Annotated in this window: 16 protein-coding genes; 12 read left to right on the forward strand and 4 right to left on the reverse strand. The window is 66.2% G+C overall.

Going from position 1 to position 17,217, the window contains the following annotated elements:
* Nucleotides 1–122 precede the first annotated feature (122 nt).
* Nucleotides 123–956 carry an AraC family transcriptional regulator gene (locus AC1DN0_RS29900; RefSeq protein WP_441625716.1) on the forward strand — a complete coding sequence of 278 codons (834 nt, stop codon included), beginning with the start codon at nt 123–125 and terminating at the stop codon, nt 954–956.
* Nucleotides 957–1,078: 122 nt separating this feature from the next.
* On the opposite strand, the gene AC1DN0_RS29905 is transcribed toward AC1DN0_RS29900, so the two are convergent.
* Nucleotides 1,079–2,470, reverse strand: a complete 1,392-nt coding sequence (locus AC1DN0_RS29905) for an aminotransferase-like domain-containing protein (RefSeq protein WP_441625714.1) — start codon at nt 2,468–2,470, stop codon at nt 1,079–1,081.
* A gap of 420 nt (nt 2,471–2,890) precedes the next feature.
* Between AC1DN0_RS29905 and AC1DN0_RS29910 the strand changes: the two genes are divergently transcribed.
* Genes AC1DN0_RS29910 through scpA form a run of 9 tightly spaced genes read left to right on the forward strand, consistent with a single transcriptional unit; the run spans nt 2,891 to nt 11,643 of the window.
* Nucleotides 2,891–3,373: an MSMEG_0572/Sll0783 family nitrogen starvation response protein gene (locus AC1DN0_RS29910; protein ID WP_035811662.1), complete on the forward strand. Its 483-nt coding sequence runs from the start codon at nt 2,891–2,893 to the stop codon at nt 3,371–3,373.
* Nucleotides 3,374–3,423: 50 nt separating this feature from the next.
* On the forward strand, nt 3,424–4,440 hold the full coding sequence (locus AC1DN0_RS29915) for a Nit6803 family nitrilase (RefSeq protein WP_441625712.1): 1,017 nt from the start codon (nt 3,424–3,426) through the stop codon (nt 4,438–4,440).
* On the forward strand, nt 4,391–5,524 hold the full coding sequence (locus tag AC1DN0_RS29920) for an MSMEG_0568 family radical SAM protein (protein WP_477146218.1): 1,134 nt from the start codon (nt 4,391–4,393) through the stop codon (nt 5,522–5,524). The genes AC1DN0_RS29915 and AC1DN0_RS29920 overlap by 50 nt, the downstream gene beginning before the upstream one ends.
* Nucleotides 5,521–6,066, forward strand: a complete 546-nt coding sequence (locus AC1DN0_RS29925) for an MSMEG_0567/Sll0786 family nitrogen starvation N-acetyltransferase (protein ID WP_441625708.1) — start codon at nt 5,521–5,523, stop codon at nt 6,064–6,066. Before AC1DN0_RS29920 ends, AC1DN0_RS29925 begins: the two co-directional genes overlap by 4 nt.
* Complete coding sequence (locus AC1DN0_RS29930; RefSeq protein ID WP_441625706.1) at nt 6,063–7,073, forward strand: sll0787 family AIR synthase-like protein; 1,011 nt, start codon at nt 6,063–6,065, stop codon at nt 7,071–7,073. Before AC1DN0_RS29925 ends, AC1DN0_RS29930 begins: the two co-directional genes overlap by 4 nt.
* 9 nt (nt 7,074–7,082) lie before the next feature.
* Nucleotides 7,083–7,370, forward strand: coding sequence for an MSMEG_0570 family nitrogen starvation response protein (locus AC1DN0_RS29935; protein WP_441625704.1), 288 nt, complete (start codon nt 7,083–7,085; stop codon nt 7,368–7,370).
* Between the two features lie 52 nt (nt 7,371–7,422).
* Nucleotides 7,423–8,703: an MSMEG_0569 family flavin-dependent oxidoreductase gene (locus AC1DN0_RS29940; RefSeq protein WP_441625702.1), complete on the forward strand. Its 1,281-nt coding sequence runs from the start codon at nt 7,423–7,425 to the stop codon at nt 8,701–8,703.
* Between the two features lies 1 nt (nt 8,704).
* Complete coding sequence (locus AC1DN0_RS29945; RefSeq protein ID WP_441625700.1) at nt 8,705–9,544, forward strand: Pnap_2097 family protein; 840 nt, start codon at nt 8,705–8,707, stop codon at nt 9,542–9,544.
* Complete coding sequence (gene scpA / locus AC1DN0_RS29950) at nt 9,541–11,643, forward strand: methylmalonyl-CoA mutase (RefSeq protein ID WP_441625698.1); 2,103 nt, start codon at nt 9,541–9,543, stop codon at nt 11,641–11,643. Before AC1DN0_RS29945 ends, scpA begins: the two co-directional genes overlap by 4 nt.
* 79 nt (nt 11,644–11,722) lie before the next feature.
* Here the strand turns inward: scpA and AC1DN0_RS29955 are convergent, their stop codons facing one another.
* Nucleotides 11,723–12,388: an FABP family protein gene (locus AC1DN0_RS29955; RefSeq protein WP_441625696.1), complete on the reverse strand. Its 666-nt coding sequence runs from the start codon at nt 12,386–12,388 to the stop codon at nt 11,723–11,725.
* A 366-nt stretch (nt 12,389–12,754) separates the two neighbouring features.
* Between AC1DN0_RS29955 and AC1DN0_RS29960 the strand changes: the two genes are divergently transcribed.
* On the forward strand, nt 12,755–13,912 hold the full coding sequence (locus AC1DN0_RS29960; RefSeq protein ID WP_441625694.1) for a patatin-like phospholipase family protein: 1,158 nt from the start codon (nt 12,755–12,757) through the stop codon (nt 13,910–13,912).
* A gap of 338 nt (nt 13,913–14,250) precedes the next feature.
* On the forward strand, nt 14,251–15,654 hold the full coding sequence (gene fumC / locus AC1DN0_RS29965; RefSeq protein ID WP_441625692.1) for a class II fumarate hydratase: 1,404 nt from the start codon (nt 14,251–14,253) through the stop codon (nt 15,652–15,654).
* Nucleotides 15,655–15,755: 101 nt separating this feature from the next.
* Here fumC and AC1DN0_RS29970 read toward each other — a convergent pair whose 3' ends face one another.
* Nucleotides 15,756–16,625, reverse strand: a complete 870-nt coding sequence (locus tag AC1DN0_RS29970) for a DDE-type integrase/transposase/recombinase (RefSeq protein ID WP_477146219.1) — start codon at nt 16,623–16,625, stop codon at nt 15,756–15,758.
* 17 nt (nt 16,626–16,642) lie between these two features.
* The gene (locus AC1DN0_RS29975; RefSeq protein WP_477146220.1) at nt 16,643–17,146 is read right to left on the reverse strand and encodes a hypothetical protein; all 504 of its coding nucleotides are present in this window, start codon (nt 17,144–17,146) and stop codon (nt 16,643–16,645) included.
* Nucleotides 17,147–17,217 lie beyond the last annotated feature (71 nt).

The following is a 17,217-nucleotide window of genomic DNA, read 5'->3' on the forward strand; positions in this document are numbered from 1 at the left end:
GGAGCTACGGCAGTGCTGGAACCAGCCCGGCGGCGAATCGACCCACACGAGAGTCGGATGAACTCAAAAAACCGCAAAATCTGCAAGGCTCCCTCCGGTACATTGCGCGCCATGGAGACCACATGAAGCCCGAAACCCGAAACCAGTACGCCCAGCGCCTGGACCCCGTCCTGCGCTGGCTGGCAAGCCATCCCGACGCTGACCCGGACCTGTACCGGCTGGCGGACCTGGCYTGCCTGTCCCCGTATCACTTCCATCGCGTCTATCGCGCGATGATGGGAGAAACGGTGAAGGCCACGGTGCAACGCATCCGCATGCACCGTGCGGCCGTTGCGCTGGCGGGTACGGAAGCTTCATTGCGTGATGTGGCGCTGCGTGCCGGATATGAGTCGGACGCGGCGTTCATCCGGGCCTTTGGCGCGACCTTCGGCATGCCGCCGGGACGGTATCGCGCAGCCCGCTCCCGTCCCTTCGACCCTCAGGAGCTATCCATGTATCCCATCACGATCGAAACCTTTCCTGGCACCATGCTGGCCGCGCTGCGCCATCACGGCAGCTATCAGGAAATCGGCCCGGTGTTCGCCCGCGTCTTCATGCTGGCGGCCAGCCGCGGCGTTGCCAGCCAGGAAACCGCCGGTTTCGGTGTGTACTTCGACGATCCCGAGCAGGTGCCGGTTGACCAGTTGCGTTCGCTGGCCGGCATGTCGGTTGCGCCGGATGCGGACCTGGGAGAGGAACTGGTGCGCTTCGAAATCCCGGCGTGCCGTTGCGCGATACTGACCTATACGGGCCCCTACAACGAGATGAACAAGGCCTATAACTGGATGTTCTCGGAGTGGCTGCCGAACAGCGGGGCGGTGCCGGCGGACTTTCCCATGTTCGAGCAGTATGTGAACGATCCTCGCATCACGCCGCCCGCGCAATTGCAGACGCGGATCTACATGCCGGCGAAGTAGGCTGCCGGCGGAAGGCATCGGCTGCGTGATCGTCAACGGCACCGTCACATGGGAGCAGGACGGCCACACCGGGGCGCGGGCGGGGCAGGTGATTACCCGCGGGCGCCAGCCATAGCCGGGTGCTACAGCATCGCCGTATGCAGGTGATGCGGATCGTCCAGCGTATCCGCCACGATCTGCAGCGACTCTTCCATCTCGTCGCGGTCGCCCGGTCCGCCCAGGCAGAGGCGGATCGCGTCCGGCGGGTTGCCGTCCGTAGAGAAGGCCGCGCTCGAGACCGCGCCAATGCCGCGCGAGCGCAGGTGCAGCGCCAGCTCGGACGGACGCCAGCCGCTGTCCTGCGGTACCGGCAGCCAGAGATGGAAGCCTTCGGGGTCGGCATCATAGGGCCGCCCGGCGAAGACCTCACGGGCCACCAGTTGCCGGGCCACGCTCTCGGCGCGAATGGCCTTGAGCATGTCTTCCGCCGTGCCATCCTTGATCCATGACGTGGCCAGCAAGGTGTTGAACGGGCTCGCCATGACGGTGGTGGCGCGCAGGGTGCCGGCCAGGCGCTGGGTCTGGCGCGCGGTGGGGCCGTTGATAAAGGCAATGCGCAATCCCGCGCCAAAGCACTTCGACAGGCCGGTTACGTAGTAGGTGAGTTCGGGCGCGAGCGTGGCCATGGCGTCGGGCGTGCGCTGCGGCAGCATGCCGTAGGCGTCGTCCTCGATGATCGGCACGCTGTAGCGCAGGGCGATATCCGCGAGGATCTCGCGCCGTCCTTGCGGCATGGTTCGGGTGCTGGGGTTCTGCAGCGTCGGGTTGCAGTACAGCGCGCTGGGCTTCTGCGTCTTGCACAGGGTTTCGAACGCCGGGCCAAGCGGCCCTTCCTCGTCGCTGGGCAGGGCCTGCAACTGCACGCCGAGTTGCGTGGCGATGGCCTTGATGCCGGGATAGGCCAGCGTATCCAGGCAGATGGTCTGCCCCGGGCGGGCCAGCAGCGATACCAGCGCCACCAGGGCGCTGTGGATGCCGGGGCAGATCAGCACGGTATCCGCGCGGCAGGCGGGCACGTAGCGCTTGAGCCATTCCGTGGCCACGGCGCGGTCGGCCGGCGTGCCGCCGAAATCCTGGTAGCGCAGCAGGCTGTACGGATCGGTGGCACCCATCAGGCGCCCGGCCGACTCGCGCAGCCGCGCCGTCAGCACCGGCGGCTCGGGCGGCATGTTCATGGTCATCTCGGCACCGGTGCCCGCGCGCAGCGGCAACGCCGGGGCGCGCCCCCGGACAAACGTGCCGCTGCCGGCCTTGGCGTCGATCAGCCCGCGCTTGCGCGCTTCCGCGTAGGCGCGCGCCACGGTGGTGTAGTTGAGCCGCAGCGCCTCGGCCAGGTCGCGCAGCGCCGGCAGCCGGTCGCGGGCCTGCAGGCGGCCGCTCGCCAGGTCTTCCTCGATCAGGTCGGGGATCGTCAGGTAGGCGGGTTTGGCGCTCTCGGAGAGGCGTTTCAGCCAGTGGCTGGCAAGACCGGACAAGGGGGGCTCCAGGCGATTCATGCGTACAAGGTACCGAGGCATCAGGCTATCACATTGATCGCTTTATATGCCTTAAGTGATTGCATTTTTTAGTGCTCGATGATGGTGCGTGATTGCAGGATTGCACCGCTTCCGGGCGTCCGCGCGGGGCCGGCGCGTTCCGCCCCAGTGCATGCCCCATATTGGCCTGTACCGGTCAGGGCACAGTCGATTGCCGCCGCTTCCACCATCCGGAAAATCATCCATGCGATCAATGAACGATTCCCTGCTTGATCGCTAATTGATTGCATTGATCGGCGGGGTAGATGGCATAGCCCGTGCTCATGGAGTGGTGTCGGCCCCCCCGGCCGATCGATCGAACGAATACGCGAACGAAATGCGCGGACGATCGACAGACCCACCCACCCTATGGAGCACAGCATGCCCGCAGTCAACAAACCGGCCCACAAGAAAGGCGATTTCCTGGTCGACTACGAAGAGAAGGTCTTCGAGGACGTGAAGGCGGAGCCGGGCGAGAAGGCGCTGGTCACCTTCCACACCGTCGCCTTCGAGGGCTCGATCGGCTTCGTCAACCTGTTGCAGGCCACGCGCCTGCAACGCAAGGGCTTCGAGACTTCCATCCTGCTGTACGGCCCGGGCGTCACGCTGGGCCTGCAACGCGGCTTTCCCACGCTGGGCGACGAGGCCTTCGCCGGCCATCTCAACTTCAACAAGCAGATCACCAAGTTCATGGAAGAGGGCGGCAAGGTCTACGCCTGCCGCTTCGCGCTGCAAGCGCTCTACGGCCACGGCGAAGCCTCGCTGATCGAAGGCATCCGCCCGATCAGCCCGCTCGACGTGCTGGACCTGAAGCTTATCCACCGCAAAGAGAACGCGCTGATCCTGGATACCTGGACGGTTTGAGAGACAGATAGAGACAGAGACAGATAGAGATAGAAAAGGCGGGCACCACCATGTCACAGAAACGCATTGTGCGCGCGGCCGCGGTCCAGATTTCCCCGGACCTCGAGCACGGCGAAGGCACCCTCGGCAAAGTCTGCGAGGCCATCGACAAGGCCGCGCGGGAAGGCGTGCAGCTGATCGTCTTTCCGGAAACCTTCCTGCCGTACTACCCGTACTTCTCCTTCGTGCGGCCGCCCGTGCAATCCGGCAGCGACCATATGCGCCTGTACGAGCAGGCGGTGGTGGTGCCCGGCCCCGTCACCCATGCCGTGTCCGAGCGCGCGCGCCGGCATGGCATGGTGGTGGTGCTTGGCGTCAACGAGCGCGACCACGGCAGTCTTTACAACACGCAACTCATCTTCGATACCGATGGCCGCCTGGCGCTCAAGCGCCGCAAGATCACGCCGACCTTCCATGAACGGATGATCTGGGGCCAGGGCGACGCGGCCGGCCTGAAAGTGGCAGATACCGCGATCGGCCGCGTGGGCGCGCTGGCCTGCTGGGAGCACTACAACCCGCTGGCCCGCTACGCGCTGATGACCCAGCACGAGGAAATCCACTGCAGCCAGTTCCCCGGCTCGCTGGTGGGTCCCATTTTTGCCGAGCAGATCGAAGTCACGATCCGCCATCACGCGCTGGAATCCGGCTGCTTCGTGGTAAATGCCACCGGCTGGCTGACCGACGAGCAGATCGCCTCCGTGACCACCGACCCCGGCCTGCAAAAGGCACTGCGGGGCGGCTGCAACACCGCCATCGTGTCCCCGGAGGGCCAGCACCTGGCGCCGCCGCTGCGCGAGGGCGAGGGCATGGTGATCGCCGACCTGGATATGTCGCTCATCACCAAGCGCAAGCGAATGATGGATTCGGTGGGGCACTACGCCCGGCCGGAACTGCTCAGCCTCGCGATCAACGACCGGCCGGCGGCGACTGCCTCGCCCATGGCCGCCGCCTTCTCCAACTTCCACGGGAGCACCCAACATGAACTCCAGCGAGATGACGACGGCCTCGAGCCGGCTGTCGGTAACTGAACTTCGGACCGAGCTGCAATCGGTAGGGCTGCGCCTGCTGGACCCGGCGGCCGGTGCCGCCAGCCGGCGCGGCGGCGCGGGGCCGTCGGACCACAAGGCCGTGACCATCGACGGCGTGACCATCATGGTGCCTGTGCATACCAATACCGCGTGGCACTCGCCCTTCGTGGCGTCGTCGCCCGATGGCAAGGGCACCAGCGCGCTGATGCGCGGCACGATTCYGATTGCCAATATCAGCTTTCCGAAGGCGCCGCGCTTCTACGGCCTGCAGACGCTGGATGGCGTGCCTTACTCCCATATCGCCACGCTGCACAGCGCGGATGTACTGGCCACCACGGTGCTGCAGACCTGCATCCGCTACGAGAGCCGCCGCAAGACCTGCAAGTTCTGCGCGATCGGGCAATCGCTCGCGGCGGGGCGCACCATCGCGCGCAAGACGCCGGAACAACTGGCCGAAGTGGCGCGTGCCGCGGTGCTGCTGGATGGCGTCAGGCATATGGTGCTGACCACCGGCACGCCGCCCACGCCGGACCGGGGCGCCGCCATTCTTTGCGAAAGCGCGTTTGCGATCAGGGCGGCCGTCGACCTGCCCATCCAGGCGCAATGCGAGCCGCCCGACGACGACCGCTGGTTCGACCGCATGAGGGCGTCCGGCATCGATACGCTCGGCATGCACCTGGAAGTGGTGACGCCGGCCCTGCGCGAACGCATCATGCCCGGCAAGGCCGCGGTGCCCGTCAGCCGCTATATGGAGGCGTTCAAGGCCGCGGTGGCCGTGTTCGGCCGGGGGCAGGTGAGCACTTATATCCTCGCGGGGCTTGGCGACAGCGCGGAGACCATCCTGTCGATCTCGCGGGAACTGGTTGCGCTTGGCGTCTATCCCTTCGTGGTGCCCTTCGTGCCGATCACGGGCACCCCGCTGGAAGACCATCCGGCGCCGCCGCCGGAATTCATGAAGTCCATCCTCAAGCCGCTCGGCGCCATGATCGGCGCGGCGGGCATGCGCTCGGCGGATATCAAGGCGGGCTGCGGCAAGTGCGGCGCGTGTTCCTCCCTGTCTTCCTATGAAGAGGTGGCGGCATGAGCGACGACCTTTGCGTGGAGGTGCCTGCCGCGACCACGTTCCGCATTCGCTGGGCCGGGGCGCAGTGGGAGGCGGAGCAGGCCATGACGCTGCGCCGGGCGGTGTTCTGCCACGAGCAGGGCATCTTCACTGGCGACGACCGCGACGAGACCGACGCGCGGGCGCAACTGCTGGTGGCGGTGAAGTGCGAGGCGGATGCACCCGGGATGGTGGTCGGCACCGTGCGTATTCACGAGGATGCGCCTGGCGTCTGGTTTGGTTCCCGCCTTGCCGTGCACGCCGCGTATCGCAGTCACGGCAAGATCGGCGCCACGCTGATCAAGCTGGCGGTGAGCAGCGCGCACGGGCTTGGCTGCACGAAGTTCCTCGCGCATGTGCAGAGCCAGAACGTGCCGCTGTTCCGCCGTCTGCATTGGAACGTGCTGGCGGAGGAGACGTTGCTTGGCCGCCCGCACCACCTGATGCAGGCCGACCTGGACTACTACCCGGCTTGCCTGACGCCGCGCATCGGCATGCCGGCAATGGGAAGGAGCGGAGCATGAACGTCGCGCAGATCGTGGAAAGCCTGCGCGCCAGCCGCGGCTTCGGCCACAAGACCGATATCGCCGGGGTGCTGGCGTCGCTCGGCAGTGCGCTGCCGGGCGGGGTGCGCGATCTCGGCCAGGCCGTTGCCGTGGGTGACGACTGCGCCGCCATTGCGGACCATGATGGCTACCTCCTGTTCGCCATCGAGGGCATGGTCAGCGACTTTATCCATGCCAAGCCGTGGTTCGCGGGCTACAGCGCGGTGATGGTCAATGTCAGCGATATCTATGCGATGGGCGGCCGCCCGCTGGCGGTGGTGGACGCCATCTGGAGCGCGGGCGTGGCCGAAGCCGCCGAAGTGCTCAAGGGCATGGCGGCGGCTTCGGCCGCGTATGGCGTGCCCATCGTGGGTGGCCACAGCAACGCCCGCAGCGATCACGGCCAGCTTGCGGTGGCCATCGTCGGCCGGGCGCGCAGCCTGCTCTCCAGCTTCGCGGCGCGTCCGGGCGACCGGCTGCTGATGGCGGTCGACCTGCGCGGCGCCTTTGCCGAGCCGTATCCCTACTGGAATGCCTCCACCGGGGCGCCCGCCGGGCGGTTGCTGGCCGATCTTGAACTGCTGCCCGTGCTGGCCGAGGACGGCCTGTGCGCCGCGGCGAAAGACATCAGCATGGCCGGCACGCTGGGCACGGCGCTGATGCTGCTGGAGTGCTCCGGCGTTGGCGCCCGGATCGACCTGCACCGCATTCCGGCGCCGGCGGGCGTGCCGCTGCAGCGCTGGCTGACGGCGTTCCCGAGCTATGGCTTCCTGCTGGCCGTGCGCGAGCAGGATGCGGAGCGCGTGAGCGAGCGATTCCGGGCGCGGGACATTGCCTGCGCCGAGATCGGCGTCATCGACGATTCGCGGCAGGTCTCGGTCAGCGGCGCCGGCGAAACCGCGCTGTTGTGGGACTTCGCGCGCGATGCATTTATCGTCCCGCGGGCCGGTTGCCCGGCGCGGGACGCCACCCCCATCGATGCCTGAGGAGAGGCCATGCCAGTGACACATTTCCGGGTACGTTGGCCCGATCAGAGCGAGGTCACCTGTTATTCACCGTCGTCGGTGGTCAGCGAATTCTTTGTCGCGGGGCAGGACTACGCGCTGGAGGAATTCATGCGGCTTGCCAGGCTGGCGCTGACGAGCGCTTCGGAGCGCGTCAGGGCGAAGTATGGCTATGCCTGCTCGTCCGCGATGGATCAGCTTGAACAGATCGAGAACACGGCAACGCGTTTCAGCGCGCAGCTGGACGCCACCGTGCGCGTGCTTGGCTTCGGCCGTTAGCACGCATCCGAAAGCCTTAACGCATCTCACAGCAATCAACGAAGGACGCATCATGTCTGACACCCACAGCGAATCCCTGGCTACCTCCCCCAAACACTACAGCGTCATCGTGGTGGGCGGCGGCCAGGCCGGCCTGTCCATGAGCTACTACCTCAAGCAGGCCGGCATCGACCATCTTGTGCTGGAGAAGCACACCGTCACCCACACCTGGCGCAGCCAGCGCTGGGATGCCTTTTGCCTGGTCACGCCGAACTGGCAGTGCGCCTTGCCGGGCTATCCCTACCAGGGCGATGACCCGCACGGCTTCATGAAGAAGGACGAGATCACCGCCTATCTCGATGGCTTTATCGGCATGGTGAACGCACCGGTGCTGGAGCATACCGAGGTCCGTCGCGTGAAGCCGCTGGAGCGGGGTGGCTACCTTGTCTCCACTTCGCAGGGCGACTTCACCGCCGGGCAGGTGGTGGTGGCCTCGGGCGGCTATCACACGCCGATCGTGCCGCGCATGGCGGAGCGCCTGCCCGCCGGCATCCGGCAGCTCCAGTCCTCCGAGTACCGCAGCCCGCAGGCCTTGCCGGAAGGCGGCGTGCTGGTGGTGGGCTCCGGCCAGTCCGGCGCGCAGATCGCGGAGGACCTGCACCTGGCGGGCCGCAAGGTGTTCCTGGCTGTCGGCCAGGCCCCGCGCTGCGCGCGCTTCTACCGTGGCCGGGACGTGGTGGACTGGCTGGCCGACATGCAGTACTACGACATGCCGGTGCAGGAGCATCCGCTGCGCGAAGGCGTGCGCGACAACACCAATCACTACGTGACCGGCCGCGATGGCGGGCGCGATATCGACCTGCGCAAGTTCGCCACCGAAGGCATGGAACTGTTTGGCGCGCTGGAAGACTTCCATGACGGCAAGCTGCGCTTCACGCCGAACCTGAAAGCCAACCTCGACGATGCGGACGACACGTACAACCGCATCAACGCCAGCATCGACAAGTTCATCGACAAGCACGGCATCGCCGCGCCGGCCGCCAGCACGTATGCGCCGGTATGGACGCCGGGCGAGGAACGCTGGGCACTGGACCTAGCCGAGGCCGGCATCGGCGCCATTGTCTGGTGCATCGGCTTCCGCCCGGATTTCAGCTGGCTGGAGGCACCTGTCTTCAATGGGCGCGGCTATCCTGGCCACGTGCGCGGCGTGACGGCGCAGGATGGCCTGTACTTCCTTGGCTTGCCGTGGCTGCACACCTGGGGCTCCGGGCGCTTTTCCGGCATCGCCCGCGATGCCGAATACCTGGCGGCAATAGTCAGCGAAAAGCTCGGCGCGCAAGCACTGGCGGCCTGACATGTTTGACGCGCGCACAAGCTATGTCGCCGGCATGCCGAACCTGTCCTATACCGGCCTGTCGGAGAACTGGCTGCTCAAGGCGTGCGGCGACCTGCACTGGCAGGGCCTGGCGGAGCTGTCCGGCCAGGCCCTGCCGGAGTTCAGGGACGCGGAAGGCAACAAGGCTTACGCGGCCTTCACCGCGATCCGGTTGCGGGAGGCCTCGCTCGAAGCGCTTGGCGAGAACGCGGCATTCTCCGTGGACACGCGGTTGATGCGGGTGGCCGGCGCACGGCATTTCAGCTCGCACGAACTGATGCTGGAAGGCGATGGCTCTGGCGCCAGGCGCGCGCAGGTATCGATGGTATCCACCTTTATCCGGCGCCAGCGCGAGCGGGACAACCGCTCGGTGGTCAGGGCCGCGTTCAACATGCCTGTGGATGGGCCGCCGCCGGCAGCGGCGGTGGAAATGGCCGCGCTGGCCAAGCGCTTTCGCGCGGGAGACTGGGGCGGGCATCTTGGCCTGGAGCAGACCCGGCACCATGGCCGGTACACGGCCGAGTACCTGCCTTGCCCCTATGGCGACTTCAACGGCGCGGACCTGCTTTACTTCGCCAACTTCCAGGCCATTGTCGATCGTGCCGAGTGGCAATGGCAGCGTTTCGAGGAGCCGCCGACGGTAGCGGCGCGGGACCTGTTCTTCCACGGCAACGTCAACCTCGGCGAAGCGCTGGAGTTGTCGTTCTCCGCCGTGGATATCCGGCCGGACGGTCTTGCGCACTGGTGCGAGATCCGGCGCGGCAGCGATGGCGAGAAGATTGCCGACGTGGTGACGCGCAAGCGATGGAGAGTGCGATGAGCATTGGCGCAGAGCCGCCGGACACGGCACGCGCGGTGCCGCGCAAGACCGTTTATACCGCCGCCGACCTGGAGGGGCTGGCGCACCTCGGCAGCCTGCCGGGTGAGGCGCCGTTCGTGCGCGGCCCCCATCGTTCGATGTATGCGGGCAAGCCGTGGACCATCCGGCAGTACGCGGGCTTTGCCGATGCCACCGCCTCCAACCTGGCGTTTCGCCAGGCGCTGGAGCAGGGCGCGCAGGGTTTGTCGGTCGCCTTCGACCTGCCGACCCATCGCGGCTACGACTCGGACCATGCGCTGGCACAGGCGGACGTCGGCATGGCCGGCGTGGCGATCGATTCGGTGGAGGACATGAAGCGCCTGTTCGACGGCATCGCGCTGGACCGTGTCTCGGTGTCGATGACGATGAGCGGGGCCGTGCTGCCGGTGCTGGCGGCTTTCCTGGTGACGGCGGAAGAGGCTGGCATCCCCCTCGGGCAACTGAGCGGAACCATCCAGAACGACATCCTCAAGGAGTACATGGTCCGCAACACCTGGATCTTCGCGCCCGGGCCGTCGATGCGGATCTGCGCGGATGTGGTGGCCTACCTGGTGCGGCATGTGCCCAGGTTCAACGGCATGTCGATCTCCGGCTACCACTTTCAGGAGGCCGGGGCGGACCCGGTGCTGGAACTGGCGCTGACGCTGGCCAACGGCGAGGAGTACGTCAGGCAGATCCGCGCGCGCGGGCTGGATGTGGATGATTTCTGCGGACGGCTGAGTTTCTTCTTCGGCGTGGGCACGGACTTCTTCACCGAGATTGCCAAGCTGCGCGCCGCGCGTCTGCTGTGGTGCGAAATCGTCCGTGGCCTCGGCGGCACTACGGACCGGGCCACCACGCTGCGCACGCACTGCCAGACTTCGGGATGGTCGCTGACGGCGAAGCAGCCCGAGAACAACATCGTTCGCACCACCGTGGAGGCGATGGCGGCGGTGTTCGGCGGCACGCAGTCGCTGCACACCAATGCGTACGATGAAGCGCTGGCGCTGCCCAGTGCCGATTCGGCCAGGCTGGCGCGGGACACGCAACGGATCCTGCAGCACGAGATGGGCCTGTGCGATATCGCCGACCCCTGGGCCGGTTCCTACATGATGGAGTCGCTGACCGCGCAGGTTGCCGGGCAGGTGCGCGCGCTGATGGCGGAGATTGCCGCGTGTGGCGGCGTGCTGGCGGCCATCGAGTCCGGCTGGGTGCATGGGCTGATCCATCGCGCCGCCCTGCGGACGCAGGCGGATATCGATGGCGGCAAGCGCGTCATCGTTGGCGTCAACCGCTACCAGGCGGCGGCCGGGGAGGCGCCGGCCTGCCTGGAGATTGACGGACGGCAGGTGCGGGCGCATCAGCGCGAGCGGCTGGCGGCGCTGAGGGCGGGGCGTGACGGCGAGGCCGTGGCACAGGCCCTGTACGCGCTGACGAAGGCGGCGCGCAGCGGGCAGGGCAACCTGCTGGCCCTGACCATGGACGCCGTCCGCTGCCGGGCGACAGTTGGCGAGTGCACGCGCGCGCTGGAGCAGGCGTGGCCGCGCTACACGATGGTCCCGGCCTACGCGGCGGGGGCCTACGCCGCCGCGCGCGACGCGGCGCCGGCCTGGGAAGCCGCCTGCGCGCAGGTCCGCAAGCTGCACGCGTGCCTGGGCCGCCCGCCAAGGATGCTGCTTGCCAAGCTGGGACAGGACGGCCACGACCGTGGCGCGAAGGCGGTGGCGGCGGCGCTCGCCGACGCCGGTTTTGCCGTCACGCTGGGCCCGCTGTTCCAGGCGCCGGAGGAAGCCGCCGCGGTGGCCGCGCAGGGCGGCTTCGACGCCTTGGGCGTCTCCACGCTCGCCGGCGCCCACCTGGACCTGCTGCCCCGCCTGGTCGACGCGCTGCGCCAGCGCGGGCTGCGCGCCCCGGTGTTTGCCGGCGGCGTGATCCCCGCCGGCCACGTCAGGCAACTGCGGGACATTGGCGTGCGCGCCGTGTTCGGGCCGGGGGAGGCGATGGAAGCCATCGTTGCCGGCATAGCGCGGGAACTGCTCGGACTGCTCGGCCAGGTCATGCGCGCGGTGCCGCAGCCATGACGCCGCCGCCCAGCGTGCGCGGCAAGGCAACCTTGTCCCGCGCCTGGGCGCCTGTCAGGGCGGGTTTGTCGCCAGCAAACTATTTGCGGGCTAACGGATTCGGCGTGGGTTCTCCGATCTTGGTCAGCGTATTGCGGTCGGTGTGGTGGAACGGTTCTGTCTTGCCGCGGATCATGAGAACCGTGTCCTCGTCGTAGGACCACGTTCCGTTCTCGTTGATGGTCACTTTGATACGGAACTCGACCGTGTCGAACGCGAGTTCGAGAAAGGGATTGGAGCTGATGCCGGCGGTGCTGGATCCCTTCGTTGCAACCAGTTCGAACGCCTTCGCGTCGGCGGATGCCTTGCCCATGGCCATGACGGTCTGGCCGCGTGGAATCGTAAGCGTGTGGATGATGTTCCCGGTAGCAGGCTCCCAAAGCCAGTAACCCACTTGTTCGTGATACGTCTTCACCTGATCCGGCTTGGTGATATGCGTGTGATAGCGCAAACCATAGAACAGTTGTGGCCCGTTGGTCTGGGGGTCGACCGGCTGAAGCTCGATTCGCTCGACGAACGCCTGCTTTCGCGGTCCATCCACCTTGGGCTTGACGTCCAGCCCACGCGTGCCTTGCCAGATACCGGCCATGCCTGTCAGCGGCCCGAGATTGCTTAGCGTGTCGACATCCAGATCGGAGGGTTCCGTGTAGATGTCATGCAGTTGTGCCGACTGTTCAACCTGGTCTGCCGGTTTCGACTCTTCCATTGCTATCCCCTGACTCAGTACTCAAGAAAAGAAAATACCGCCGCGCAGCGGCCGGCCGCGAAAGACGCGGGTACTTGAAGTTCACTTTTTCTGGCGTCGGCCAGGGCCATCCGGTGGTTCCCTGGGATTCTCGCTGCGCTCGGCGGGCGTGCCGATTGTACCGGTCCAATCACGTGCATGTCCCGGGCCGGTGAACCTGGCCCGGGGAGCACCCGTGAACACCCGGACGGCCCGGGAAGTTGTCGCTGGAAAGATCGAGGCAAAGTGCTAGGCTTCATAGTCAGCCAGGCACGGCAACGGGCCGTGCGAGATCGCCAGTACCCTGTCCGATGCCATCACGAAGTGGCCTGTCAAAAGGGGAAAGCCATGGATACCGAGGCGCGGGCCGATGAAGGCGGGCAAGGCATCCCGGAGCCATCCGGCCCGGCATTGCCGGGACAGGTAGTGCTTGTGCTGCAAGGCGGTGGAGCGCTTGGTGCCTACCAGGGCGGCGTCTACCAGGCGCTGCACGAGGCGGGCATCGAACCGGACTGGGTCATTGGCACGTCGATCGGGGCGATCAATGGCGCGATCATCGCCGGCAACAAGGCCGCGGACCGGCTTTCCCGGCTGCGGCAGTTCTGGGAGCAGGTTGCCCGGCGTGGTCCGTTCGAGATGACCAGTCTCTTACCCGGAGCCGACAACAAGCTCGCGGACCTCGCCACGGTCATGCAGGGCATCCCCAACTTTTTCGTGCCCAATCCCGGCGCGTGGTTCGGCCTGCATGCGCAGCTTGGCGTCGAACGGGCCGGATTCTATTCGACCGACCCGTTGCGCGAGACGCTCCTTTCGCTCGTGGATTTTCCTTACCTGAACCAGAAGCACACGCGGCTGACCGTGGGCACGGTCAATGTGTGCAGCGGGCAGATGCATTACTTCACCAACCGCGATATCGCCGTCAGCCTTGAGCACGTGATGGCATCCGCGGCATTCCCGCCAGGGTTCCCGGCCGTGTGTATCGAAGGCGAGGCCTATTGGGACGGCGGTATCTGCTCGAACACGCCGCTTGAAGCCGTGCTCGATGATTATCCGCGCCGCAGTTCAGTCATCTTTACCGTGCAGCTATGGCCGGTGCGAGGGCCGGAACCGCAGACGCTGTGGGACGCCATGGGCCGGCAACGGGACATCCAGTATGCGAGCCGGGCGGAGACCCAACTGGCGCGGCAGAGGCAACTGCACCGGCTGCGCCATGTGATTCGCGAGCTGGCCAAGTACATTCCGGAGCCCGAACGGCAATCGGCCGCGGTCAAGGAGTTGCTGGGCTGGGGCTGCCATACCACCATGCACGTGGTGGAACTGAATGCGCCGCCGTTCGGGGGCCAGGATCTTTCCAAGGACATCGATTTCACCGCGAGCGGTATCGAAGCGCGCTGGAGCGTAGGCCATGCGGATGCCAGGCGGGCCATCGGGCTCGCGCCCTGGCGCGGGGTCATGGATCCCATCGAGGGGATTGCCGTGCACGATACCGCGCCGGCGCCGGCATGAGCGCGCCGGCCTGCCGGGCGGCCCCCGGCACGAACCCCTCCGGTTAGTCGGGATTCATTGCCCGCGGCCGGCGGCTGGGATATCGTTCAGCCTGGCTCGCGGCGGGTGCGGCAACGTATGCGCCGGGGCCGCCTCCACAAAAGGGGAGACCATTACGGCTCACGGCCTCCCGTACTTCAGCCACCGCACGCCGGGCCGGAGTTCGCCATGGACACCCAAGAGCGGACGATCCCTCGGCAGGACAGCGCTGGCGTTTATCGCGACCCGATGCAAGGTGCCTGCCGCAGGCACCGCGCCGGGGCCATCATTGACGTAGTCTTGTTTGGAGAGTGATCCCCATGCCCGCATTCCGTTCCGAAACCGACTCGATGGGCGCCATCGACGTACCCGCGGATCGCTACTGGGGCGCGCAGACGCAGCGCTCCACCATCAATTTCCCGATCGGCGTCAGCCGCTTCCGCTGGCAGCGGCCGGTCATTCGCGCGCTGGGCATCCTCAAGCGCGCGGCGGCCGAGGCGAACGCCGAGCTGGGCGAGCTGCCTGACGACCTGGCCCGCCTGATCGTGCAGGCGGCCGACGAGGTCATCGCCGGCAAGCTGGACGATCATTTCCCGCTGGTGGTGTTCCAGACGGGGTCCGGCACGCAATCGAACATGAACGCCAACGAGGTGATCTCCAACCGGGCCATCGAGCTTGCCGGCGGCGAACTCGGCAGCAAGAAGCCGGTGCATTCGAACGACCACGTGAACCGCGGCCAGAGCTCCAACGACACGTTCCCGACCGCCATGCACATCGCCGTGGTCGAGCAGATCCACACCAAGCTGTTCCCGGCGGTGAGCGCCCTGCGCGATACGCTGGCCGCCAAGGCGCAGGCCTACCAGGACATCGTCAAGACGGGCCGCACGCATTTGCAGGACGCCACGCCGATTACGCTGGGGCAGGAAATCAGCGCCTGGGTCGCGCAGATCGATTTTGGCCTGAACGCCGTCAAGACAGCGCAGCCGGGCCTGCTGGAACTGGCCATCGGCGGCACGGCGGTCGGCACCGGGCTGAACGCGCATCCGCAATTCGGCGCGCGCGCCGCGGCCCACATTGCCACGCTCACCGGCCATCCGTTTGTCGACGCGCCGAACAAATTCTTCGCCCTCTCCGCGCACGATGCGCTGGTGCAAACCTCCGCCGCGCTGCGCACGCTCTCCGGCGGCCTGATGAAGATGGCGAACGACGTACGCTGGCTGGCCTCCGGCCCGCGCTGCGGCATTGGTGAACTCAACATCCCGGAAAACGAACCGGGCTCCTCGATCATGCCGGGCAAGGTCAATCCGACCCAGTGCGAAGCGATGACCATGGTGTGCGCGCAAGTGTTCGGCAACGATGCGACGGTGGCCTTCGCCGGCAGCCAGGGCAATTTCCAGCTCAACGTGTACAAGCCGGTGATGGTCCACAACGTGCTGGAAAGCATCGAGCTGATCGCCGACTCCTGCCTCGCGTTCAACGATCACTGCGCGATCGGCATCGAGCCGAACCTGCCGAAGATCGCGGAGAACCTCGACAAGAACCTGATGCTGGTGACGGCGCTGAATCGCCATATCGGGTATGACAAGGCGGCGGCGATTGCCAAGAAGGCGCATAAGGAAGGGCTGACGCTCAAGGGGGCGGCGCTGGCGCTTGGTTATCTGACGGAGGAGGAATATGCGCGGTGGATTGTGCCGATTGAAATGACGCATCCGAATAAGGATTGAGGGGGAGGTGGGCTGCTGGTCGGGCGGCGGGGGGCTGAGTTTTGGCGCTTCTAGCTGCTGTCGCGGCTGTACGGGGTTGGCCGTTTACGCACACGGAGGTGTCACTTTTCTTTACTCGCGGCGTGTGTCAAGGTAGTTGTCGCCTCAGCCGTTACGCTGCTTGCTTGTAATTCTCTGCGTTTTTCTGCGCTCGCTCCGGGTTCAGGTACACCGCATCTGGGAGTTCCCAGTTGCGGATGCCCGCGCTCCAACGCTGCGGATTCCGGCGCTTCGGCATAGGCGTTGTCGTTGCTCACCCTAGGCCGGCTATAGGACGGCACCACGCCTAGGTCATACATCGCTGCCAGCATGGTGGCCCCTTTCATGGCCTTGCCGTTGTCCGAATGCAGTACCAGCGGACGACCTGCCGTTTGCTCCCGCAAACAGCCGTGCATCAGCAGGCGGCTGGCGTGCTCAGCCGTCTGGCTCTCATGCACCTCGTTGGCTACCAGCTTGCGGCTGTAGATGTCCTTCATCATGTACCAGTAGAAGAACTTGCCCTTGACCGTGGTCGGCAGCCAGGTGATGTCCCAACACCACACCTGGTTCGGACCCGTGGCCCGATGCGTCGTCGGCGGGCGCGTGCACGGGGCCTTGCTGCGGCCACGCCGACGGCTTTGTCCCGCTTCATGCAGCACCCGGTAGATCGTCGATACCGATCCCACGTAGATGCCCTCATCCGCCAGCTTTGGCACGATCTGGTGCGGCGTCAGGCTCGCGTAACTTGGCTGGTTCGCCGCCCTCAGCACCGCCTGCCGTTCTGCTTCGCTGAACTTGTTAGCCGGTGCCTCGCGACACGCTTCCAGCCGCCCGTCGGCGGGGGCGTGCCGCCAGCGCTGCAAGGTCCGCTCGGTCAAACCAAGCGCCTCGCAGGCCTTCTCCTGCCGGGCCCCGGCACTCACCGCTTCATCGATCAACTCTATGGCTTCCAAGCGATCCGGGGTGCTGATCAGTCTTCCTCGTCCCGTCCCCAGATCGCTGCGGCTTTTTTTTGCAAGACCAGCAGTGCCGCCGTCTCCGCAAGCGCCGCATTCTTGCGCTTGAGCTCGCGTTCCAGCTCACGCACTCGCCTGCGCGCCGCTTCGTCGTCCCGCCGCTGCGCCAGCGTTCGCTTGACGGGCGTAGCCGCATTGGCCTGCTCGCACGCCTCACGCCATTGCTGAATCTGCTCCGCCTGGATGCCCTTTGCGCGGCAGTACTCCGACAACTCCGCTTCGCTTAGCGGCGCTGTCTCCAACACAACGCGAAACTTGTCCGCGCTGGACCATTGATCACTCTGCTTTCCGTCACCCGGCACAATTCTTCCTGCTTCTCTCGCCATCCTGCGCCAAGTCCGCAAGGTCACTGTCGTGATCCCTGTGGCCTTGGCCAACTCCACTATCGACCGGTTCAGCGGCGGCATCATCTGCTCAACCACCCATTCCCGATGCTCGGTTGCATATCGTGTCATCACCTATTCGCACACCGCCCTCCATTTTGCTTCACTAAGGAAACGGAGGCGACAAGTATCCTGACATGGAGGGC

This window comes from Cupriavidus sp. 05N39 (genome assembly GCF_056397325.1).